The organism is Geobacter grbiciae, assembly GCF_018531165.1.
Classification (GTDB): domain Bacteria; phylum Desulfobacterota; class Desulfuromonadia; order Geobacterales; family Geobacteraceae; genus Geobacter; species Geobacter metallireducens.
Window position 1 is genome coordinate 25,782 of the sequence record NZ_JAHDIW010000018.1, and the last position, 17,768, is coordinate 43,549.

At 62.2% G+C, this 17,768-nt stretch carries 12 protein-coding genes; 9 read left to right on the top strand and 3 right to left on the bottom strand.

What is annotated here, in order from left to right:
* Positions 1-56: 56 nt before the first annotated feature.
* The 3 genes from KJB29_RS16565 to KJB29_RS16575 all read right to left on the bottom strand — a co-directional run bounded on the left by KJB29_RS16565 (position 57) and on the right by KJB29_RS16575 (position 3,348).
* On the bottom strand, positions 57-1,502 hold the full coding sequence (locus KJB29_RS16565) for a glyceraldehyde-3-phosphate dehydrogenase (protein WP_215735454.1): 1,446 nt from the start codon (positions 1,500-1,502) through the stop codon (positions 57-59).
* Positions 1,503-1,804: 302 nt separating this feature from the next.
* Positions 1,805-1,990 (bottom strand): hypothetical protein, encoded by a 186-nt coding sequence (locus KJB29_RS16570; protein ID WP_215735455.1) that lies wholly within the window; start codon positions 1,988-1,990, stop codon positions 1,805-1,807.
* Positions 1,987-3,348 carry a cytochrome-c peroxidase gene (locus KJB29_RS16575; RefSeq protein WP_215735456.1) on the bottom strand — a complete coding sequence of 454 codons (1,362 nt, stop codon included), beginning with the start codon at positions 3,346-3,348 and terminating at the stop codon, positions 1,987-1,989. Before KJB29_RS16575 ends, KJB29_RS16570 begins: the two co-directional genes overlap by 4 nt.
* Positions 3,349-3,736: 388 nt before the next feature.
* Between KJB29_RS16575 and KJB29_RS16580 the strand changes: the two genes are divergently transcribed.
* The 9 genes from KJB29_RS16580 to KJB29_RS16620 all read left to right on the top strand — a co-directional run bounded on the left by KJB29_RS16580 (position 3,737) and on the right by KJB29_RS16620 (position 17,727).
* Complete coding sequence (locus KJB29_RS16580) at positions 3,737-5,026, top strand: clostripain-related cysteine peptidase (protein WP_215735457.1); 1,290 nt, start codon at positions 3,737-3,739, stop codon at positions 5,024-5,026.
* 49 nt (positions 5,027-5,075) lie between these two features.
* Positions 5,076-5,315 (top strand): GlsB/YeaQ/YmgE family stress response membrane protein, encoded by a 240-nt coding sequence (locus tag KJB29_RS16585; protein ID WP_215735458.1) that lies wholly within the window; start codon positions 5,076-5,078, stop codon positions 5,313-5,315.
* 305 nt (positions 5,316-5,620) lie between these two features.
* Positions 5,621-6,814 carry a Fic family protein gene (locus tag KJB29_RS16590; RefSeq protein ID WP_215735459.1) on the top strand — a complete coding sequence of 398 codons (1,194 nt, stop codon included), beginning with the start codon at positions 5,621-5,623 and terminating at the stop codon, positions 6,812-6,814.
* A gap of 69 nt (positions 6,815-6,883) precedes the next feature.
* Positions 6,884-7,687 (top strand): bifunctional DNA-formamidopyrimidine glycosylase/DNA-(apurinic or apyrimidinic site) lyase, encoded by an 804-nt coding sequence (mutM, locus tag KJB29_RS16595; RefSeq protein WP_215735460.1) that lies wholly within the window; start codon positions 6,884-6,886, stop codon positions 7,685-7,687.
* A 48-nt stretch (positions 7,688-7,735) separates the two neighbouring features.
* Positions 7,736-8,104 (top strand): CidA/LrgA family protein, encoded by a 369-nt coding sequence (locus KJB29_RS16600; RefSeq protein ID WP_215735461.1) that lies wholly within the window; start codon positions 7,736-7,738, stop codon positions 8,102-8,104.
* Positions 8,101-8,820, top strand: coding sequence for an LrgB family protein (locus KJB29_RS16605; protein ID WP_215735462.1), 720 nt, complete (start codon positions 8,101-8,103; stop codon positions 8,818-8,820). Before KJB29_RS16600 ends, KJB29_RS16605 begins: the two co-directional genes overlap by 4 nt.
* 23 nt (positions 8,821-8,843) lie before the next feature.
* The gene (locus KJB29_RS16610) at positions 8,844-9,527 is read left to right on the top strand and encodes an MPN domain-containing protein (RefSeq protein ID WP_246561805.1); all 684 of its coding nucleotides are present in this window, start codon (positions 8,844-8,846) and stop codon (positions 9,525-9,527) included.
* Between the two features lie 205 nt (positions 9,528-9,732).
* Complete coding sequence (locus KJB29_RS16615) at positions 9,733-11,280, top strand: pentapeptide repeat-containing protein (RefSeq protein WP_215735464.1); 1,548 nt, start codon at positions 9,733-9,735, stop codon at positions 11,278-11,280.
* Between the two features lie 30 nt (positions 11,281-11,310).
* Positions 11,311-17,727, top strand: a complete 6,417-nt coding sequence (locus tag KJB29_RS16620; RefSeq protein ID WP_215735465.1) for a DUF7379 domain-containing protein — start codon at positions 11,311-11,313, stop codon at positions 17,725-17,727.
* The last annotated feature ends 41 nt before the right edge of the window (positions 17,728-17,768 follow it).

Below are 17,768 nucleotides of genomic sequence, written 5' to 3' on the forward strand. Positions count from 1 at the left end.
GGCAAGCGAAGGGATGTCAACTCCCTCCGATTGCCGCTTTTCATTTTATGCGGTTCTCAGTTCGGCACGGACGGCAGCTCCACCCCGGCCATCTTCTGGACCATCCGGACCACCTGGCAGCTGTAGCCGAACTCGTTGTCGTACCAGACATAGAGGACGCAGCGGTTCCCCTGGGAGATGGTTGCCAGGGAATCGACCACACCGGCGTGGCGCGAGCCGACAAAATCGCTGGAAACGACCTCGGACGAGTTGGTGTAGTCGATCTGGTTCTGGAGCGCTGAATCAAGAGAGATTTGACGCAGGTAGCCGTTGATCTCCGCAACGCTTGCCTCCTGCCCCAGTTCCAGATTGAGGATGGCCAGGGAGACGTTGGGGGTCGGCACCCGGATGGCGTTGCCGGTCAGCTTCCCGGTCAGCTCCGGAAGCGCCTTGGCCACGGCCTTGGCAGCGCCGGTCTCGGTGATGACCATGTTGAGGGGGGCGCTCCGGCCCCGGCGGGACGCCTTGTGATAGTTGTCGATGAGGTTCTGGTCGTTGGTGTAGGAGTGGCAGGTCTCCACGTGGCCACTGACGATGCCGAACCGGTCATTGACCGCCTTGAGCACCGGGACGATGGCATTGGTGGTACAGCTGGCGGCGGAGAAGATATGCTCGTCCGGGGTGATCAGCTCGTTGTTGATGCCGGCCACGATGTTGGGGATGTCCCCTTTGCCCGGGGCGGTGAGAATGACCTTGTCAATTCCCTTGGCCTTCAGGTGCCGGCCGAGGCCGTCGCGGTCGCGCCACTTGCCAGTGTTGTCGATGAGGATGGCGTTCTTGATGCCGTACTGGGTGTAGTCCACGTTCTCGGGCGCGTCGGCGTAGATGATGCGGATCATGTTGCCGTTGGCGATGATGGCGTTTTCCTGCTCGTCAAAGGTGATGATGCCGTTGAAATGACCGTGGACCGAGTCGCGGCGCAGGAGGCTCGCCCGCTTGGCCAGGTCATCGGCGCCCCCCTTGCGGACCACGGCGGCCCTGATCCGGAGCTTCTCGCCGCTTCCCGCCTTCTCCACGAGGATTCGGGCAAGGAGGCGGCCGATGCGGCCGAAACCGTAGAGGACGACGTCGCGGGGCTCGCTCAGGATGGGGCTGCGGCCGGTGTTGACGGAGGCCAGCTCCCGGCGCACGAAATCATCCACGCCGATCCCGCTCCCCTCGGCCTTGTAGCGGACGGTCAGCTTGCCGATGTCGACCCGGGCCGGGGCCAGGTCGAGCCGCGTCATTGCCTCCACGATGGGAAAGGTGTCGAGCACGGAGAGTTCGTCATCGAGGATCAGCCGGGCAAACCGATGGGATTTGAGAATGTCGATGGTGGTGCTGTTGACGAGCGTACGGCCGTAGACCGTGGTCACGACGTTATGCTCGCGGTAAAGCTTGCCGATCAGGGGGAGCATGCATTCGGCACACTCCTCCAGGTGTTGCCACTCCTTGAGGTAGGTCACCTGCATCTGATTGTTCATGCAACAACTCCTTCTCCGTTGGTTTCCTGCAGCGGATTGCCGAACAACCCGTGCAGGGCGCCCCTAGTATTACAAAATTCAGGCACAGTAAACAACAGATATTCTCATGTTCGCAACAGCCCGACAATCAGGCGTCAAACAGCCTGAACTCACGCACCAACACACTCCACCAGCCCCCAGCAGCAGGCAATAGGTATGTTAATTTTAGTTAAAGTAAATTTCAAGGGATTTAAAGAAGGAATGTTCACATTGTGTCGGCGCATGGGGGAGGGGCGGAGCTCTCGCTCCGAAGCGATCCAGCGTCACCAGCCGGTCTTCGTGGCACGTGAACAGCTGTTCCCGGGGCTTTCCCTCCGCTCATGCCTGAGGTGGTTTTTTGCGGGGATCGCTTCTCCGCGAGAGCTCCGCCCCTCCCGGGAACCAGTGGCGAAAAATGCGCCGACGTGGAGCCCCGACAGGGACTCCACGTCGGTTGCGGAATCGCTCACTGAGAGTCTTGATTAGACTGCCGGTAACCGTCCGAGAGGGTCTTCATGAACGCGACGATGGCGTCCTCTTCCATGTCGCTCAGGCCGAGATTTCCCAATTCGGTCTTGTTCACGTTGTCAGACACTTCCGGAGCCGGCCAGCAGGTCATTTTCTCCCCGGGGTCACCCGGGTTGCAGGTGGGAAACTTGTCCCTGGTGTTGTAGAAGTGGACAATCTCCTTCAGGCTCTTAAAGTAGCCGTTATGGCCGTAATCCTTGACGAACATGGGATAGGGACGCTTGTCCACGTTCCGCAGGGTCGGCACCTTGTGCTTGCCGTAGTTCTTGTCGGCGTACATGGCGAAATCCATGCGGCTATTGAGGAAGCCGCCCAGCCCCGGATCGATCCAGCCCGGTCCGCCTTCAGGCTGGCCGTAGAACGGGTTCTCCGGGTTTTTCGGAACTCCCAGGTTATCGAAGGTGTAATCCGTGAAGATAGGATTCGACTTCCCGCAGTCATCGGCAACGTCGGGGCATCGTGACGAGCCGCAATCAATGCCGCTGGCGCATTTCCGTTCCACGGTGCTTATGTGGCAATTGGCGCACTTTCCCTTACCGTTGAAGAGAGCGAGACCCCAATTTTCCTTGTCCGACAGCCTGGCCTTCCCTTTCAGGTACTGGTCATACTTGGACGAGAAGGCGTTCACTTCTTTGGAATCCTCGAAAGCGGCAATGGAGTATGCGACGTCGTTGTACGCCACATCAACCTTCGCCCTGGTCATGGCATCCAGGCTGAATGGCCCCTGGGACGGATTTGAACAGGCGCTCTCGAAATCGATGGTGGTTGGCCAGTCGATATCGCACGCACCGGGCCAGACCTGCTGGAAAAGCATGCCGTAGTCCGGTGAATTGCACACCCGGTACACCACACATGCGGCATCCGGAAGTGCCTGCTCCTTCGGGTTTAGGAACGGCCCCTGGGCTTGGTCGGCGGCCGGGTTCCCCAGTTTCGCGCCGGGGGCCCTGCCGTCCCAGAAGTTTCCGCCCTCAAACGCCGCGTCGGAAACGTTCACCAGGCGGAAGAAGGGGCTCGTTGTGGCATAGGCCGAGCTGGGGGGCTTGCGGTTGCCGAACTGTCCCGCGATTGATCCTTCGTAGACCGCGCCATGCTTGTTGATTTCCTGGTCGGGGCCGGTCCAGCCGACCTCCGGGGCGTGGCACGCGGCGCACGCCTGGTTCTTGTTCACGGAAAGCCTCTGGTCGAAGAATATCTTCTTCCCCACCGCTTCCTTGCACGTCAATTCCGATGTCCCCGCCGCCGCTCCGCCGGCGGTGAGAAGCAGAGTCGCTGCCGTAGCCAACAGTCTCGTTGTAACCATCCCTGGTCCTCCTTCTGGGTTCGAATTTCCGGACCGCCAACGGTGCATCCTCACCGCCATGGCAGGTCAGCTCACCTTCCCTCTGTCGTTGATCCACCTCCTCCCCAAAGAAACGATCGGCAAAAATAAGCCCCAATCCACAAACAATTCCCATTCCCGCTGAAGCCGGCCCTATTGTCGCTCGTGGAAGCTTCAGCGATCCGGCATTAACACCACCCAATAGTACTTCGAAACAGCCACGTGTCAAACGGGGAGGCAGCCGAAGCAATTGATGTAATTTCACCCTCTTCCCTTGTCGCTGCGCCCATGGCGGCTATACTCTAACAAACCATAATATTCCCCAATGAACAGACAACTCGCTGCCAATCACAACCATGAGGAGGACACCATGACCACGAAAGCGAATACCCAAAGGAACTGGACCATCATGGTCTATCTCGCCGGCGACAACAACCTGGACAGCGCCGGCGTGGTGGACCTGAAGGAGATGAAAACGGTGGGGACAACCGACAAGATCGCCGTCCTTGCCCAGTTCGACCGGGCCGGTGCCAAGCAGGCAACCATCCGCTACTGCCTGAAACAGGGAACGCCGCTGGCCAAGGATGCGGTGCAGTCCCTCGGGGAGACCAACATGGGAGACCCGAAGGTGCTGGAGGATTTCGTCACCTGGGGGGTCGCCAACTACCCGGCCGACCACTACCTGCTGGTCCTCTGGAACCACGGCGCCGGGTGGGACGACGCTAACCTCTACCAGGGGGATGTCTTCAGCGGGGCCGCGCCCCCTGTCTCCCGCAAGGCCCAGCCGGTGGCCACCCGAGGGGCAACCGCCGGAGCCAAGGCGATTCCCCTGGCCCAGGCCCGGGCCGGCATCAGGCGTGCCCGCCGCGCCCTCTTCAGCACCACGGTGGAAGCCGCCATCAAGCAACGGGGAATCGCCTTCGACGACCAGGCCCAGGACTTTCTCGACAACATCGAGCTAAAGAAGGTGCTGACCGCCATCAAGAAGAAACTCAAGAGAAAGATCGACATCGTCGGCATGGATGCCTGCCTCATGAGCATGGCCGAGGTGGCCTACCAGATGCGCGACGTGGCCGACTACAGCGTCGGTTCCGAAGAGACCGAGCCCGGCGACGGGTGGCCCTACGACCGGATCCTCAAGGCCCTGGCCGCCAAGCCGGCCATGACCCCGGAAGAACTCTCGAAAACCATCGTCGCCCAGTACCTGGCCTCCTACAAGGCCAATGAAAACGTCACCCAGTCGGCCATGAAGCTCCTGGCGCTCAACCCCCTCGCTACAGCAGTGGACGGTATGGCAAAGGCCCTGACAGGAATCCTGGGCGACGCAGCATCCCGCACCGCCCTCGTCAATGCCCGGTCACAGGTGCAGGAGTACAGCCGCCCCTACGACGACTACTGCGACCTCCTCGACCTCTGCGACCTCATCGGCAAAGGGGTCGCAAGCCCGACGGTCAAGACCGCCTGCGCCAAGGTCAAGGATGCCGCCGCCGCTGCCATCGTCGCCGCCGGCTACAAGGGAACGGGCGTGGACAACTCCGGGGGGATCTCCATCTACTTTCCCAAGAGGAAGCTCTCGCCCCTCTACAAGACCCTGGACTTCACCAAGAAGACCGCCTGGGACGAGTTCCTGACGGCCTATCTGGCGGGGCTGGGGCGGTAGCACCGTCGCCCGTAGTCTGAGGGGGCGGCGTTCCCCAGGAGGAAGAACAATGAGCATACTCTGGTTTCTGCTGATCGGAATAGCCGCCGGCTGGCTGGCCGGCCAGATCATGAGAGGTGGTGGCTTCGGCCTCGCCGGAGACCTCATCGTCGGTGTCATCGGCGCACTTCTTGGCGGTTTCCTGTTCGGTCTTCTCGGCCTCTCCGCCTACGGAATGTTGGGTCAACTCGTCACCGCGACGGCAGGCGCCATCGTCCTGCTGTTCGTGCTCCGCCTGATCAAGCGCTGACTGACCAGTCAGACCAGTGTCGCGTGCCCCTGCCTTTACGGGAGGGGCACGTGGTATCCGGCATTCCTGAAAAATGTTTCCAAACCCGCTGTTCCCCCCTGTTCTCCCTTGAATATTCGCCTTTGACATGAAAAAAAGGCCGTCATATAGTGCCGAGTCAAATGGAAAAACTCTTGCATGGGCCTCTTCCGGCAGCATCGCTCTGTTGTCCACCTACTGAACAAATCCATTGATACCACCCTTGCCTATTCAGGATAAGACAGCTATCCTTTAATAGCACCAAGCATTATTAAAGGATCTCGCTTATGAAAACTACGGATCTGAGCCCCGATCGGCAAAAGCTGCTTGTCCCCCTGAAGGAGCATCCGGGGGCTTTCGCGCTCATTCCCCCTCCTGCCCCTCGCACGCTCGGGCTGAAGGATGTTTTCGCCGATGTAGTCAAGGCCCATGAGGCTCTAGGAGCAGTACAGGCTGCCACATCCCGCCTTCCAAACCCGAACCTTGCCACCAGAACGCTCGACCGCCGGGAAGCCGTCCGGAGCAGTCAAATCGAAGGTACGTTCTCGGACGTCGACCAAGTCCTTGAGTATGAGGCAACCGGCAGCGACGACGGACTTCCGCGGGACGTGGTGGTAACCCTCAACTACGTCAAGGCGTTGCATTACGGGCTGCAGCAGGTGGCAGCCAGAGGGTCCGCCGCTCTGGATCGCACGCTTATCGAGAAGCTCCACTGTCACCTGTTGGAAGGGACCGACTACAAGGACACGCCCGGCGAGTTCCGGCAAAGGCAGAACTGGATTGGCGGCCATAGAAACATCTACGATGCGAAATTCGTCCCGCCCCCCCATGAATATGTTGGAGATTGCATTGCAGACCTGGAGGAGTTGCTGCGCTACGCTCCGTCAGACGAAGACCAGACAGAGATATCCATTGTCATCCGCATGGCGATCGTCCACGCACAGTTCGAGACGATCCACCCCTTCATCGACGGAAACGGCCGCGTAGGGAGGCTCCTCCTGCCGCTCATGCTGTCCGCTGAAGGCTACCCCCCGGTTTACCTGGCCGGTTTCCTCAAGGAAAATCAGCAGGAATATTATGACACGCTAGGCTCGGTGCAGTTGCGCGGCGAATGGGTACCGTGGGTCCGGTTTCTCGCCGAAGGGATACAAGTGGCCGCACGGGAGACAATACAAACGGCGGAACAGCTGACCGACCTGCTCGACCAGTGGCAGGCGCGAGTCCGTGCCAGCAACGTCCGGAGTGACGCCCTGCCCCACCGGCTGCCTGAACACCTTATCGCTCACCCGGTTGTTACGGTTCGCTCGATTCAGGAGGCGTTCAACACGTCATTCCCGACGGCAAATGCCGCATTGAGCGTCATGCGCGAGATCGGGATCGTCACGCCGCAATCTGAACGCAAACGGGATCGGACCTTCATCGCCACGGACGTGATCAGCATTCTTAATCGGCCACCAGGCTCCAGACCAACGAGCAGCTAATGGTAATCCGGAGAAGATTATGGAAGGGTTATTTCGAAGCTTGCTCGGCATGAGCAACAGGAGAAAAACGTGCCTGAACTCCCCGAGGTAGAACTGACCCGCCGCAGGCTTGAGCGGGAACTGACCGGCAAAAGGATCGAGCGGGTAGTGGTGCGGGCGCCGAAGCTCCGCTTCCCGATCCCCTTGGAGCTGCACGCTTCCCTGCCGGGGCGGACGGTGCGTTCCGTGGGGCGACGGGGCAAGTACCTGCTGTTTGACTGTGAAACGGGGTGGCTCATCGTCCACCTGGGGATGACCGGCTTTCTCCGTCTGGTTGCCGGTACGGCGCCCCCGGGCAAACACGACCACCTGGACATCGCCTTTGCCGACGGTACGGTGCTCCGTTTCCACGACCCGCGAAAGTTCGGCACCGTGGCCTGGACCACGGATGACCCCGCAACGCATCCGCTCCTGGCCGCAATCGGCCCGGAACCGCTGACCGCGGCCTTTGACGGCGCCTATCTCTTCGCGGTGACCCGGACGCGCCGGGTCGCGGTGAAACAGCTCCTCATGAACGCGGCCATTGTTGCCGGGGTGGGCAACATCTACGCCAACGAGGCCCTGTTCCGGGCCGGCATCCGTCCCGACCGGCCCGCTTCCTCCCTCGGCCGCCCTGAATGCGAGCGGCTGGCCCGCACCGTCCGAGAGGTGCTGCAGGAGTCCATCGACCAGGGGAGCACCTACCGGGTGGAGGAAGAAATGGTCGCCTACCATCCGCTGAATTTCGACGTTTACGGGCGGGGCACTGACGCCTGCACCCGCTGCGGCGGGGCGCTGAAGGAGATCCGGCTCGGCAACCGGAGCACAGTCTTCTGCCCCCGCTGTCAAACGTGACGGGGCCTATGATTTCGGAGACTTCATGCTAAAGAAAAAAGGAGTTTTATGCTCGGCTCTCTAACCCTCATTCTCATCTGCCAGTTGATCGGAGAGATCATCACCCGGCTTACCAGGATTCCCGTGCCTGGTCCGGTAATCGGGATGATTCTCCTTTTCTGCGGCCTGGTCTTTTTCCCTCGGCGGATGCCCAGCGAGGTGGAAACCGTCGGCGGGTTCCTGCTGCGTTACCTGGCCCTGCTTTTCGTCCCTGCCGGGGTAGGCGTCATTACCCACCTCGACCTTCTGATGAAGTCATGGGCGCCGCTCTCCGGCGCCATCATCGTCGGCACCCTTGCGACAATCGGGGTAACCGGCCTGGTCATGCAATTGCTCAATCGCCGGTTCACCGGCACACAAGGGGAGCATCGACAATGAGCCTTGAGATGCAGCAGGTCTGGGTTTACCTGTCGACCTCTCCCCTCTTGTGGCTGACGTTGACCCTGATCGCGTACCAGATCGGCACGTGGGTCTTTCGGAGGCTCGACTGCCCTCCTTTGCTGAATCCGGTGCTGACCGCCATCATCCTGCTCGTTGTGCTGCTCAAGGTGAGCGGAATCGATTATCAGACCTATTTCAAGGGAGCCCAGTTCATCCACTTTCTGCTGGGACCGGCAACGGTTGCGCTGGCAATACCACTCCATCGAGAGATCGAAGTAATCCGAAAGTCATTCCTCCCGATTGTCATCACCCTGGCAGTGGGCTCTGTAACCGCCATCATCAGCGCAGTCGGCATTGTCTGGGCGCTGGGGGGAGAATCGATCATCCTTTTGAGTGTGGCTCCGAAATCGGTTACGACACCGATTGCCATGGGAATTTCCGAACAGATCGGCGGCCTGCCGTCGTTAACCGCCGTGGTGGTCGTTCTGACCGGAATTACCGGAGCCGTTGGCGGCGACTTCATTCTGAACCGGTTGAGGATCAATGACGACAACGCCCGCGGCATGGCTCTGGGAGTAGCCTCACACGGCATCGGCACCGCCCATGCCATCCAAAGAAGCAGGGTGGCCGGTGCGTTTTCGGCCCTGGCCATGGCGCTGAACGGGTTGTTTACCGCTTTGCTGCTGCCGGTGCTCGTTCACTTGATGGGGTAGAAGGGATGAGAGAGGTGTCCCCCATGAAAACCGGTTATGTCGTACGCCTGTCCGAGCATGCCCTCATAACGCTCATCCTGAACGGACTCGAGGCCTATTCCGTTGAACATGAACGAAAAACACCCCATCTGGAGACGTGCGGCGCCCTGTTCGGCTACCAGGTGCCGCTGAAGGACAACCGGATCCTCTACCAGATCGAGATTGCCAATGTGGATACCTCGGCCAAAAGAAACAAACGGTCGGTGACGCCGAATACCAATGCCATGAAACTGAAGGCGGACATCATGGGAGCCTTCTGGCCGAACCTCGAATATCTCGGGGACTACCACACCCATGTGTATAAATCCGTCAGCGATGTCTATTCGGTGGAACTGGAGGAAGGCGATCGCCGGGGAGACGACAAGGGCTTCTATATCTCCAACGGAGACCGCCACTGGCTGGAAGCGAATGCGGCGCTGTGCCTCAGCTACGGCTACCGGATCGGGCTGGTCGTCACCATTGCGGGGATGAAAAGAACGGGAGGCGTGGGGGCCAAACCCGCCAACTCCAGATCCCAGGCGATTGAGTTCAACCTGGGGAAAAAGAAAGTATGGATATCGGCGTACTATGTGTACGAACAAAACGGCACCGTCAAATACTCAGCCAACAACGACCGGCTGATTACCATCGAGTGCCCTTCCCTCCTGGGTTTTCGGGGTGAGATCTGACCCGGATCCTCACCCGGCAATCCTCCCCTTCACTATTCAAACAATTCCAGCCCCTTCCCCCCAACACACTTCCCTAGAGACCCGCCTCTTCCCTAAAAATAATCATTCATTTCAGTTCGTTTCCTTGAAGCGGTGCCAGACAGCCCTATACTGTTAGCAGCGAACGAGTTCGAAACCCGCAGTTCCTCCCCCCGAGGGAAACAACATGAATCCGTCCACTCCAGCATTTTCAGGCAACACTGAGCATCTCAGCGTCCTGCTGAGGGCAGTTGAACAGTGCGACATATCAATCTGGAACAACTGGAGAACGACCAATCCAGCAATACGCCCCGCCCTGACAGGTGTTACCCTTGAAGGAGCAGTTCTGTTCGATGCGAATCTGGCAGAGTCAAACATCGGGAACGCAAATCTTCGCAACTGCCAGATGATGGGGGCCAATCTGCGGGGCGCCATCCTTGCCGGCACTGATTTGGACGGTGCCAACCTTTTCGGTGCAAACTGCCAGGGAGCAAATTTCTGCAACAGCAGTCTTCGGGGAGTAACTCTTCGCTGCAGCATGCAAGGGTGCATTCTCGAAGGTGCGAACCTTGAGCGCGCCGATATGATCGGGACCGATTTCACCGGTGCACGACTGGCAGGAGCATCGTTCCGAAATGCTGAAGCCTTTGGCGCCCGGTTCCGGAACGCGATCCTCACAGGCGCTGACCTATCAGGAATCAACTTGGGCACTGCAGACCTGTTCAAGGCAGAGTGCAACGAAGCTGTATTTTCCGATGCCAGCCTCCTCGGCGCAACGTTTAGCGAGGCGAGCCTCCGTCATGCATCCTTCTGCCGGGCAGACCTCTCAAATTCCTATTTCAATAGCGCAACACTCATCGCCGCCGATCTCAGCGGAGCTAAACTTGCTTTTGCGAACCTCATGGAAGCCGATTTACGCGACGCTATCTTCCGAGGAACGAATCTCCAGGGGGCTGTGCTCATGAATGCGAAACTGACTGGCGCCGACCTTCGCAACGTCAACATGAGTCTATCTAACCTCACAATGGCCGATCTTGCGGAGGCCAACCTCACCAATGCAAATCTGACGGGCGCCCTAATGGTTGGCACCGATCTGAGACGCGCCACCCTCAGGGGATGCCTGATCTTCGGGATTTCACCGTGGGAGGTACTCGCGGAGGATGCCGACCAACAGGATCTGGTAGTCACTAAGTTGAACCACCCACAGATTACGGTAGACGACATCGAGATGGCCCAGTTTATCTATTTGCTTCTTAATAACGCCAAGGTACGCCGAGCTGTAGACACTATAACCTCGAAAATTGTACTCATCCTCGGCCGTTTCTCTCCAGAGCGAAAATCGGTGCTCGATGCCGTGCGAGATCAGCTTAGAGCCTGCAACTACGTACCTGTACTCTTTGACTTCAATCGGCCAGAGTCCCTCGATGAAGTGGAAACCGTTACACTCCTTGCACGGATGGCCAGATTCATTATTGCCGACCTGACGGAGCCTCACTGCGTTCCCGATGAACTACGCTCAATCGTTCCCGATGTAGAAGTGCCTGTTCTGCCAATAATCGAAGGAGATACCCCCTACGGAACATTTGGAACTCTCCGCAAATATCCGTGGGTGCTGGACATACATCGATATCGGGGCATTGAAGACCTGCTTGCCTCCTTTGACGAATCGGTCGTCGTCCCTGCCGAGAACATGGCTCGGGAAATTGGATCGCGTAAAGCACTTCGAAATAATTGAACAAATAATAGCTCCACGGAGGGAAATACCATGGCCGAAGATAAATCCACCATCAAACTCCGCATCCCCGGCACGGAAATCACGGGAGCGCTCCCCCCCGGAACCACCGGCCAGATCACCATCAAAGAGGTGCGCACCTTCCAGATCAGCGCGGCACGGTCCGGGGGGACGGAGACGCCGGTGATTGAGAGCCGCTCCGACGACATCGTGGAGGTGGAACTGGAGGACGGGACCCGGTTCTGGACCTCCCAAGAGCGGCTGCGGACCGAGGTGCTCGGCCTGGCCGGCACCAGGGGGGCGGACGGGGTGGTGGAGCTGCCGGCCACCATCGACCGGCGGGGCGCCTCGCGGGGGCTCATCGGCAAGATCGTCATCAAGACCCTGAAGTTCTTCAACATCGACGTGGCGGAGAAGGCAGCACGCTTCATCGCGGAAAAGCTGGAGAACCACCTCCTCGGCACCAAGGATGAGAACCGGGGCCCCGGGCTCTACCGCTTCCTGCCGGGAGACGAGCTGGCGATCACGCCGGTTTCCGAAGCGGTGCTCGACCTCCCGGCGGACCGCCCGTCGCTCCTCTTTCTCCACGGCACCGCCTCGTCCACGACGGGGAGCTTCGGGAAGCTCTGGACCGACAAGCGCCGCCCCCAGCGGCAGCAGCTCCTCACCCCCTACGAGGGGCGGGTCTTCGGCCTGGAGCACGAGACCCTCTCCAAAAACCCCATCGACAACGCCATTGCCGCGGCCGAGCGGTTGCCGGCCGGGGCGCGGCTCCACCTGGTCTCCCACTCACGGGGGGGGATGGTTGGGGAACTCCTCTGCCGGTCCGGCATGGAGGGGGGGCGCGACCCCTTCGACGATGCGGACCTGGCGTTCTTCGCCGAACGCAACCCCGACAAGGCGCGGGGAGACCTGGAGCGCCTCAACACCCTCCTCAAGGAGAAGCAGTTCAAGATCGAGCGATTCGTGCGGGTGGCCTGCCCCGCCCGGGGGACCACCCTTGCGTCGGAGCGGCTCGACATCTACCTGTCGGTCCTCTTCAACCTCCTGGAGGGGTACGGTTTTATTGCCCAGCTTCCCGGCGGGATCTTCACCAGCATCTTCAGCGAGCTGATCATGGCCGTGGCCAAGGAGCGGACCGACCCCACGGTGCTGCCGGGGATCGAGGCGATGATCCCCTCCTCACCCCTGGTGGCGCTCCTGAACCGGCCCAAGTCCCCCGTTGCCGGGGAACTACGGGTGATCGCCGGGGATATCGAGGGGGACAACGTCCTGAGCGCCATCGGCACCCTTCTGACAGACCCCCTCTACCAGGACGACAACGATCTGGTGGTGAACACCGAGGCCATGTTCGGCGGCTGTGAGCGGTCCGGCGGGTCCGGATTCATCTTCCGGCGCGGGCCCGATGTGAACCACTTCAGCTACTTCGAGAACGCCGACAGCGCCGACGGGCTCGCCCGGACCCTCTCCCGGAGCGGCTCGGAGGCGGACGGGTTCGAGCCTTTCTCGGTGCGGGCCACTGACAGCGGCACCCCCCCCTACGAGAAGCGGGACGTGGCCGACGGCGCCCCGGTGGTCTTCGTGCTGCCGGGAATCATGGGAAGCCACCTGGCCATCGACGAGAACCGGATCTGGCTCGATCCCCTCGACATCGCCCGGGGGAAGTTGCAGCTCCTGAGCTACGGCACGCCGAACCTGGTGAAACCGGACGCTCCCATCTGGCTCTTCTACGGCGACCTGGTGAAGCACCTGGCGATAACTCACCGGGTGGAGCCCTTCCCCTTCGATTGGCGGCTTTCGATTTTCGATGAGGCGAACCGCCTCGCCGACGCCATCACCAAGGCCCTGGACGCCACCGAGAAAAGCAGACAGCCGGTGAGCATCGTGGCCCACTCCATGGGTGGGCTCGTGGCCCGGGCCATGATCGCGGCCCGGCCAGAGGTATGGGAGCGGATGAAGGAACGTGCCGATGCGCGCCTCATCATGCTCGGCACCCCCAACGGCGGCTCCCATGCAGTGACCCAGGTACTGACCGGGCGTGACAGCCTCATCCGCAAGCTGGCCCTTCTGGACGTGACTCGCAAGAAGCGGGAGCTGATCGGCATCGTGGCCCAGTTCCCCGGCCTCCTGGAGATGCTCCCCGCCTTGTCCAGCTTTGACCTTTTCAGCGCCGCGGCGTGGCAGAACCTGGCGGACGCCGACCCGGAAAACGACACCTGGCAGCCCCCGACCGCCGCCGCGCTGGCAGCGGCCAACGCCAACCGGCAGAAGTTGGCCGCCTCCCCCATCGACCCGCAGCGAATGCTCTACATCGCCGGCTGCGCGCCGGCCACGCCGGTGGATCTGACCATCGAGGATGCGGGGGAGAAGAAGCGGTTGGTCTTCCACGCCACCCCCCGGGGCGACGGCAGGGTGCCGTGGGAGGGCGGCATTCCGGACGGCGTCAAGGCCTGGTACCTGCAGGCCTCCCACGGCGACCTCCCCAGCGCCGAGGAAGGGTTCGACGCCATCACCGACCTGTTGCGGCGCGGCACCACCGACCTACTGCCGACGGCCCCGCCCGAAACCCGCGGCGTGCCGGAGCGTTTCGAGCTTCCGGCGGAGAAGGAGCCCCTCTACCCCGACTTCACCGACCTGGCCCGGACCGCGGTAGGGGCCGGGCGCACAAAGCGGCCCCGCCGCACCGAGCGCAAGATCCGGATCAGCGTCCGCCACGGGAACCTGGCCTTTGCGGGCCATCCGGTCCTCGTGGGGCACTACAAGGGAGACACCATCATCAGCGCCGAGGCCTACCTGGACAGGACCCTCGACGGCCGGCTGAGCGCACGGCACAAGCTCGGGGTATACCCCGGGGCCGACGGCACTGCCGAGGTGTTCCTGAACCTCTCGTGGGAGGAGTCGCAACGAAATGACGGCAAGCCGGCCGGAGCCATCGTCATCGGCCTCGGCAGCGTGGGTGAGCTCTCCCCGGGACAACTCTTGCGGGCCGTCTCCCGCGGAGCGCGGGCCTATTCCGTCGCGCGGGCCGAATGCCTGCCGGTCAGGAGCGGCACGCCCGGTCCCGCCGGCATCAGCGCACTCCTCGTTGGAACCGGCGCCGGCGGCGTCTCGGTGCAGGATGCGGTGACCGCCATCCTGCGAGGGATCATCGACGCCAACCACGCCATCGCCGATTCGGGGCGCACCGACTGCGCCCCCATCGAAGAGGTGGAATTCGTGGAACTGTACGAGGACCGGGCCATACAGGCGGCCAGAACCCTTGCGCGGTTGCGCAGCGACCCGGACATCTCCCGGGCCTTTGACATCGACGCCACCCCCCTTGTCATCCCCCTGGAAGGAGGGATGCGCCGGGCCAGCTTCTTCGAGGAGGACCCCTGGTGGCAGCGGCTCCAGATCACCGAGGACGAGGAGGAGCGCCTCTCTTTCAACCTCCTCACCGACCGGGCCCGGGCCGAGGTCTACCTGCAGCAGTCCCAGCGGAGCCTGGCCGACCGGTTCATAGAAGAGATGTCGGAAACCACCGCCAGTGAAGAAGGGGTTGCCGTGACCCTCTTCGAGATGCTGGTCCCCAACGAGCTGAAGGAGTACACCCTTGACCGCCGGGACATGGTGCTGGTGCTGAACGACACGGCGGCCCGCTATCCGTGGGAGATGATGCAGGAGCGCAGGCGGGGTGACAGCACCGCCCGGGCCGAAAAGCCCCTGGCCGTCCAGGCCGGGATGGTGCGGCAGCTCCTGGTGGAACGGTTCCGCGAACAGGTGGTGATGGCACGGGAGGCCACGGCCCTGGTCATCGGCAACCCCACCACTCCCTTCACCAACCTCCCCGCCGCCGAGCAGGAGGCCCGGGAGGTGGTGAAATCCCTCAAGAACTACGGCTACTCCATAACCCCCCTCATCGGCCCCGATGCCACGGGGCCGGCCATCATGACCGAGCTCTTTGCCCGGGATTACCGGATCGTCCACCTGGCCGGGCACGGCGTGCTGGACTACCGCCCGCCGGTGCCGTGCGGCTCCTGCCACCAGCAGACCGAGGGGAATCCCGTCACCGGCATGGTCATCGGCGAGAACCAGTTCCTGACGGCGGCCCAGATCCGGCAGATGCGCACGGTACCGCAGCTGGTATTCGTCAACTGCTGCCACCTGGGGAAGATCGACGATAGGCAACCGCCCCGCAACCTGCCGAACCTGGCCGCCAACGTGGCCACCGAACTGATCCGGATGGGGGTACGGGGAGTGGTGGCCGCCGGATGGGCCGTGCAGGACGATGCGGCGTCCCTCTTTGCCGCCACGTTCTACCGGGGGATGCTGACCGGCAGCAGCTTCGGCCAGGCAGTGCTTGCGGCCCGCATCGCCACCTACGCCGCCCATCCCGAAGCCAACACGTGGGGCGCCTACCAGTGCTACGGCGACCCCGACTTCACCCTCGGCAAGGGGGACGGGGCCACTGTTCCCCGCAGCCGCGGAATCTCCTACACCGCAATCTCCGAGGCGATCGTCGACCTTGAGAACATCGCCGCGGCGGCAAAGACCTCCCGGGGGCCTGCCGTTGACGGGCACCTGAAGGCCATCCGGGGCATCGAGCAGAGCGTTCCGCCGGCATGGCTCGCCTGCGGTACCCTCCAGGAGGCGCTGGGACGGGCCTACGGCGAGCTGAAGCAGTTTGCGGAGGCGGTGGAGCATTACCGGAGGGCCACCGACGACGACCAGGGGCTTGCCACCATCAGGACCGCGGAGCAACTCTGGAACCTCCAGTCGCGGTGGGCCCAGGAACTGGCCGCCGCCGACCCGGCCAAGGCGCTTCACCTCGTAACCGAGGCGGAAGAGAGGCTGACGGGGCTGAACAGCGCCCTGGGCGAAACCGTGGAACGGCTGTCGCTTCTGGGGAGCGTTGCCAAGCGGCGGATGATGATCGCCACGGAGGTCCCGGAAAAGCAGGCGGCCCTCCATGCCATGGCGGATCACTACTACCGGGCGTACGCCCTCGGCCTCGAACGGGGTAAACCATCCTACTATCCCCTTGTCAATCACCTGACGGCCCAGACCCTGGCCCACCTGCTGGACGGAGAGGAACAACTCCCCCCCGATTTCGAATCCGCCGTGGACAAGGCTGTGGAACTGGCGGAGGGAGAGCACAATGCCAGCCCCGATTTCTGGAACACGGCCACGCCGGTGGACTGCCTCCTCCTCAGGCACCTGGCCGCCGGGGACCTGGCCGATTACACCGGGGAGATCATCGCGGAGTACGCCTGCGCCAAGAACCTGGGGTCACTGCGGGAGTTCCAGTCGGTGCTGGACCAGTTGGAGTTCCTGAAGAACGTACTCTCATCGGCTCCGGAAACTTCCCGAATGCAGGGCCTCATGACAGCCCTGCAGGAGATCCGGCAGGGGGCCGAAACGGCGGGGAGCGGTGAAGAGAAACGCCCTGTCGAATCCCGGACTACTCTCTCTGTAGGAACCGGATTTCCCATCCGTCTGAAGAGCTCAGCCCCCTCCCCGGCAGAACCGTCGCGAGGGGAGCCCCCACCTGTCGGAGCCGAGCCCCCCCCAACCGTCGGGGGGTGGCCGCCACCGGCACCGGCGCCCAAAATGTCCGGCACCGTGCCGAGTGCTGCCGAAGAGTTGCAGCCAGTCCAGTTGGGGGCCTCGGCCCCCCGGCAGGCGAAGCCGGGAGGGGAGTTCACCGCCCGGTTCGTGGCCTACGAGAAGGCCCTGGAGCAGGAGGTCCGGGACCTCCTCACCAAGCTGGCCCCCTCCGCCGAGCCGGTGCTCGGCATCCAGGAGTGCCGCTGGAAGCGGGATACCCGCGTCACCGTGAAGCTTTCGGGCCGGGGGCTCACCGTCGATCCTCCCGAGCAGGAATTCACCTGGCAGGGGGGGCGGTCCCTCCTGGAGTTCGACGTGACCGTGCCCAAGGGCGCCGAGGAAGGGACCATCCCCCTCAAGTTCGACGTGGCCATCGAGGGGATCATCGTGGCGCGCCTGCGGCTCGACCTGGAGATAACCGCCGCGCCGAAGAGAAAGAGAGTCGCCACCGCCAGCGGCGAGCCGGCAAAAACCGCCTTCGCCTCCTACTCCTCAAAGGACCGGCTCCGAGTCCTGGACCGGGTGGACGCCATCAAGATCGCGGCGGGGATCGATGTCTTCCAGGACTGCCTCGACCTGAACCCCGGGGAAGAGTTCAAGCCGCGCCTCGACAGCGAGATCAGGGAGCGGGACCTTTTCCTCCTCTTCTGGTCCAAGAGCGCCAGCGAGTCCCGATGGGTCGGGTGGGAACTGGAAACGGCCCTGACGGAAAAAGGGGAAGAGGCACTGCAGCTCCACCCCCTCGACCCGGGAGTGGATCCGCCGCCGGGTCTGGAGAAGCTGAACATCGGGAGTAACGCCATGTGGGTCCGCAAGGGGTATGAGGCGGTAGTGACGGAACGCGGTAACGCCGGCCCGCCGTGAAGGTGTGTGCTGGATGGACGGGAAACGTAACCGAGGAGAGC

Coding starts and splice junctions, on each gene's coding strand:
- KJB29_RS16610 (WP_246561805.1), top strand. CDS start 8,844: ATGAAAACCGGTTATGTCGTACGCCTGTCCGAGCATGCCCTCATAACG.
- KJB29_RS16620 (WP_215735465.1), top strand. CDS start 11,311: ATGGCCGAAGATAAATCCACCATCAAACTCCGCATCCCCGGCACGGAA.
- KJB29_RS16575 (WP_215735456.1), bottom strand. CDS start 3,348: ATGGTTACAACGAGACTGTTGGCTACGGCAGCGACTCTGCTTCTCACC.
- KJB29_RS16600 (WP_215735461.1), top strand. CDS start 7,736: ATGCTCGGCTCTCTAACCCTCATTCTCATCTGCCAGTTGATCGGAGAG.
- KJB29_RS16590 (WP_215735459.1), top strand. CDS start 5,621: ATGAAAACTACGGATCTGAGCCCCGATCGGCAAAAGCTGCTTGTCCCC.
- KJB29_RS16580 (WP_215735457.1), top strand. CDS start 3,737: ATGACCACGAAAGCGAATACCCAAAGGAACTGGACCATCATGGTCTAT.
- KJB29_RS16605 (WP_215735462.1), top strand. CDS start 8,101: ATGAGCCTTGAGATGCAGCAGGTCTGGGTTTACCTGTCGACCTCTCCC.
- KJB29_RS16615 (WP_215735464.1), top strand. CDS start 9,733: ATGAATCCGTCCACTCCAGCATTTTCAGGCAACACTGAGCATCTCAGC.
- KJB29_RS16585 (WP_215735458.1), top strand. CDS start 5,076: ATGAGCATACTCTGGTTTCTGCTGATCGGAATAGCCGCCGGCTGGCTG.
- KJB29_RS16565 (WP_215735454.1), bottom strand. CDS start 1,502: ATGAACAATCAGATGCAGGTGACCTACCTCAAGGAGTGGCAACACCTG.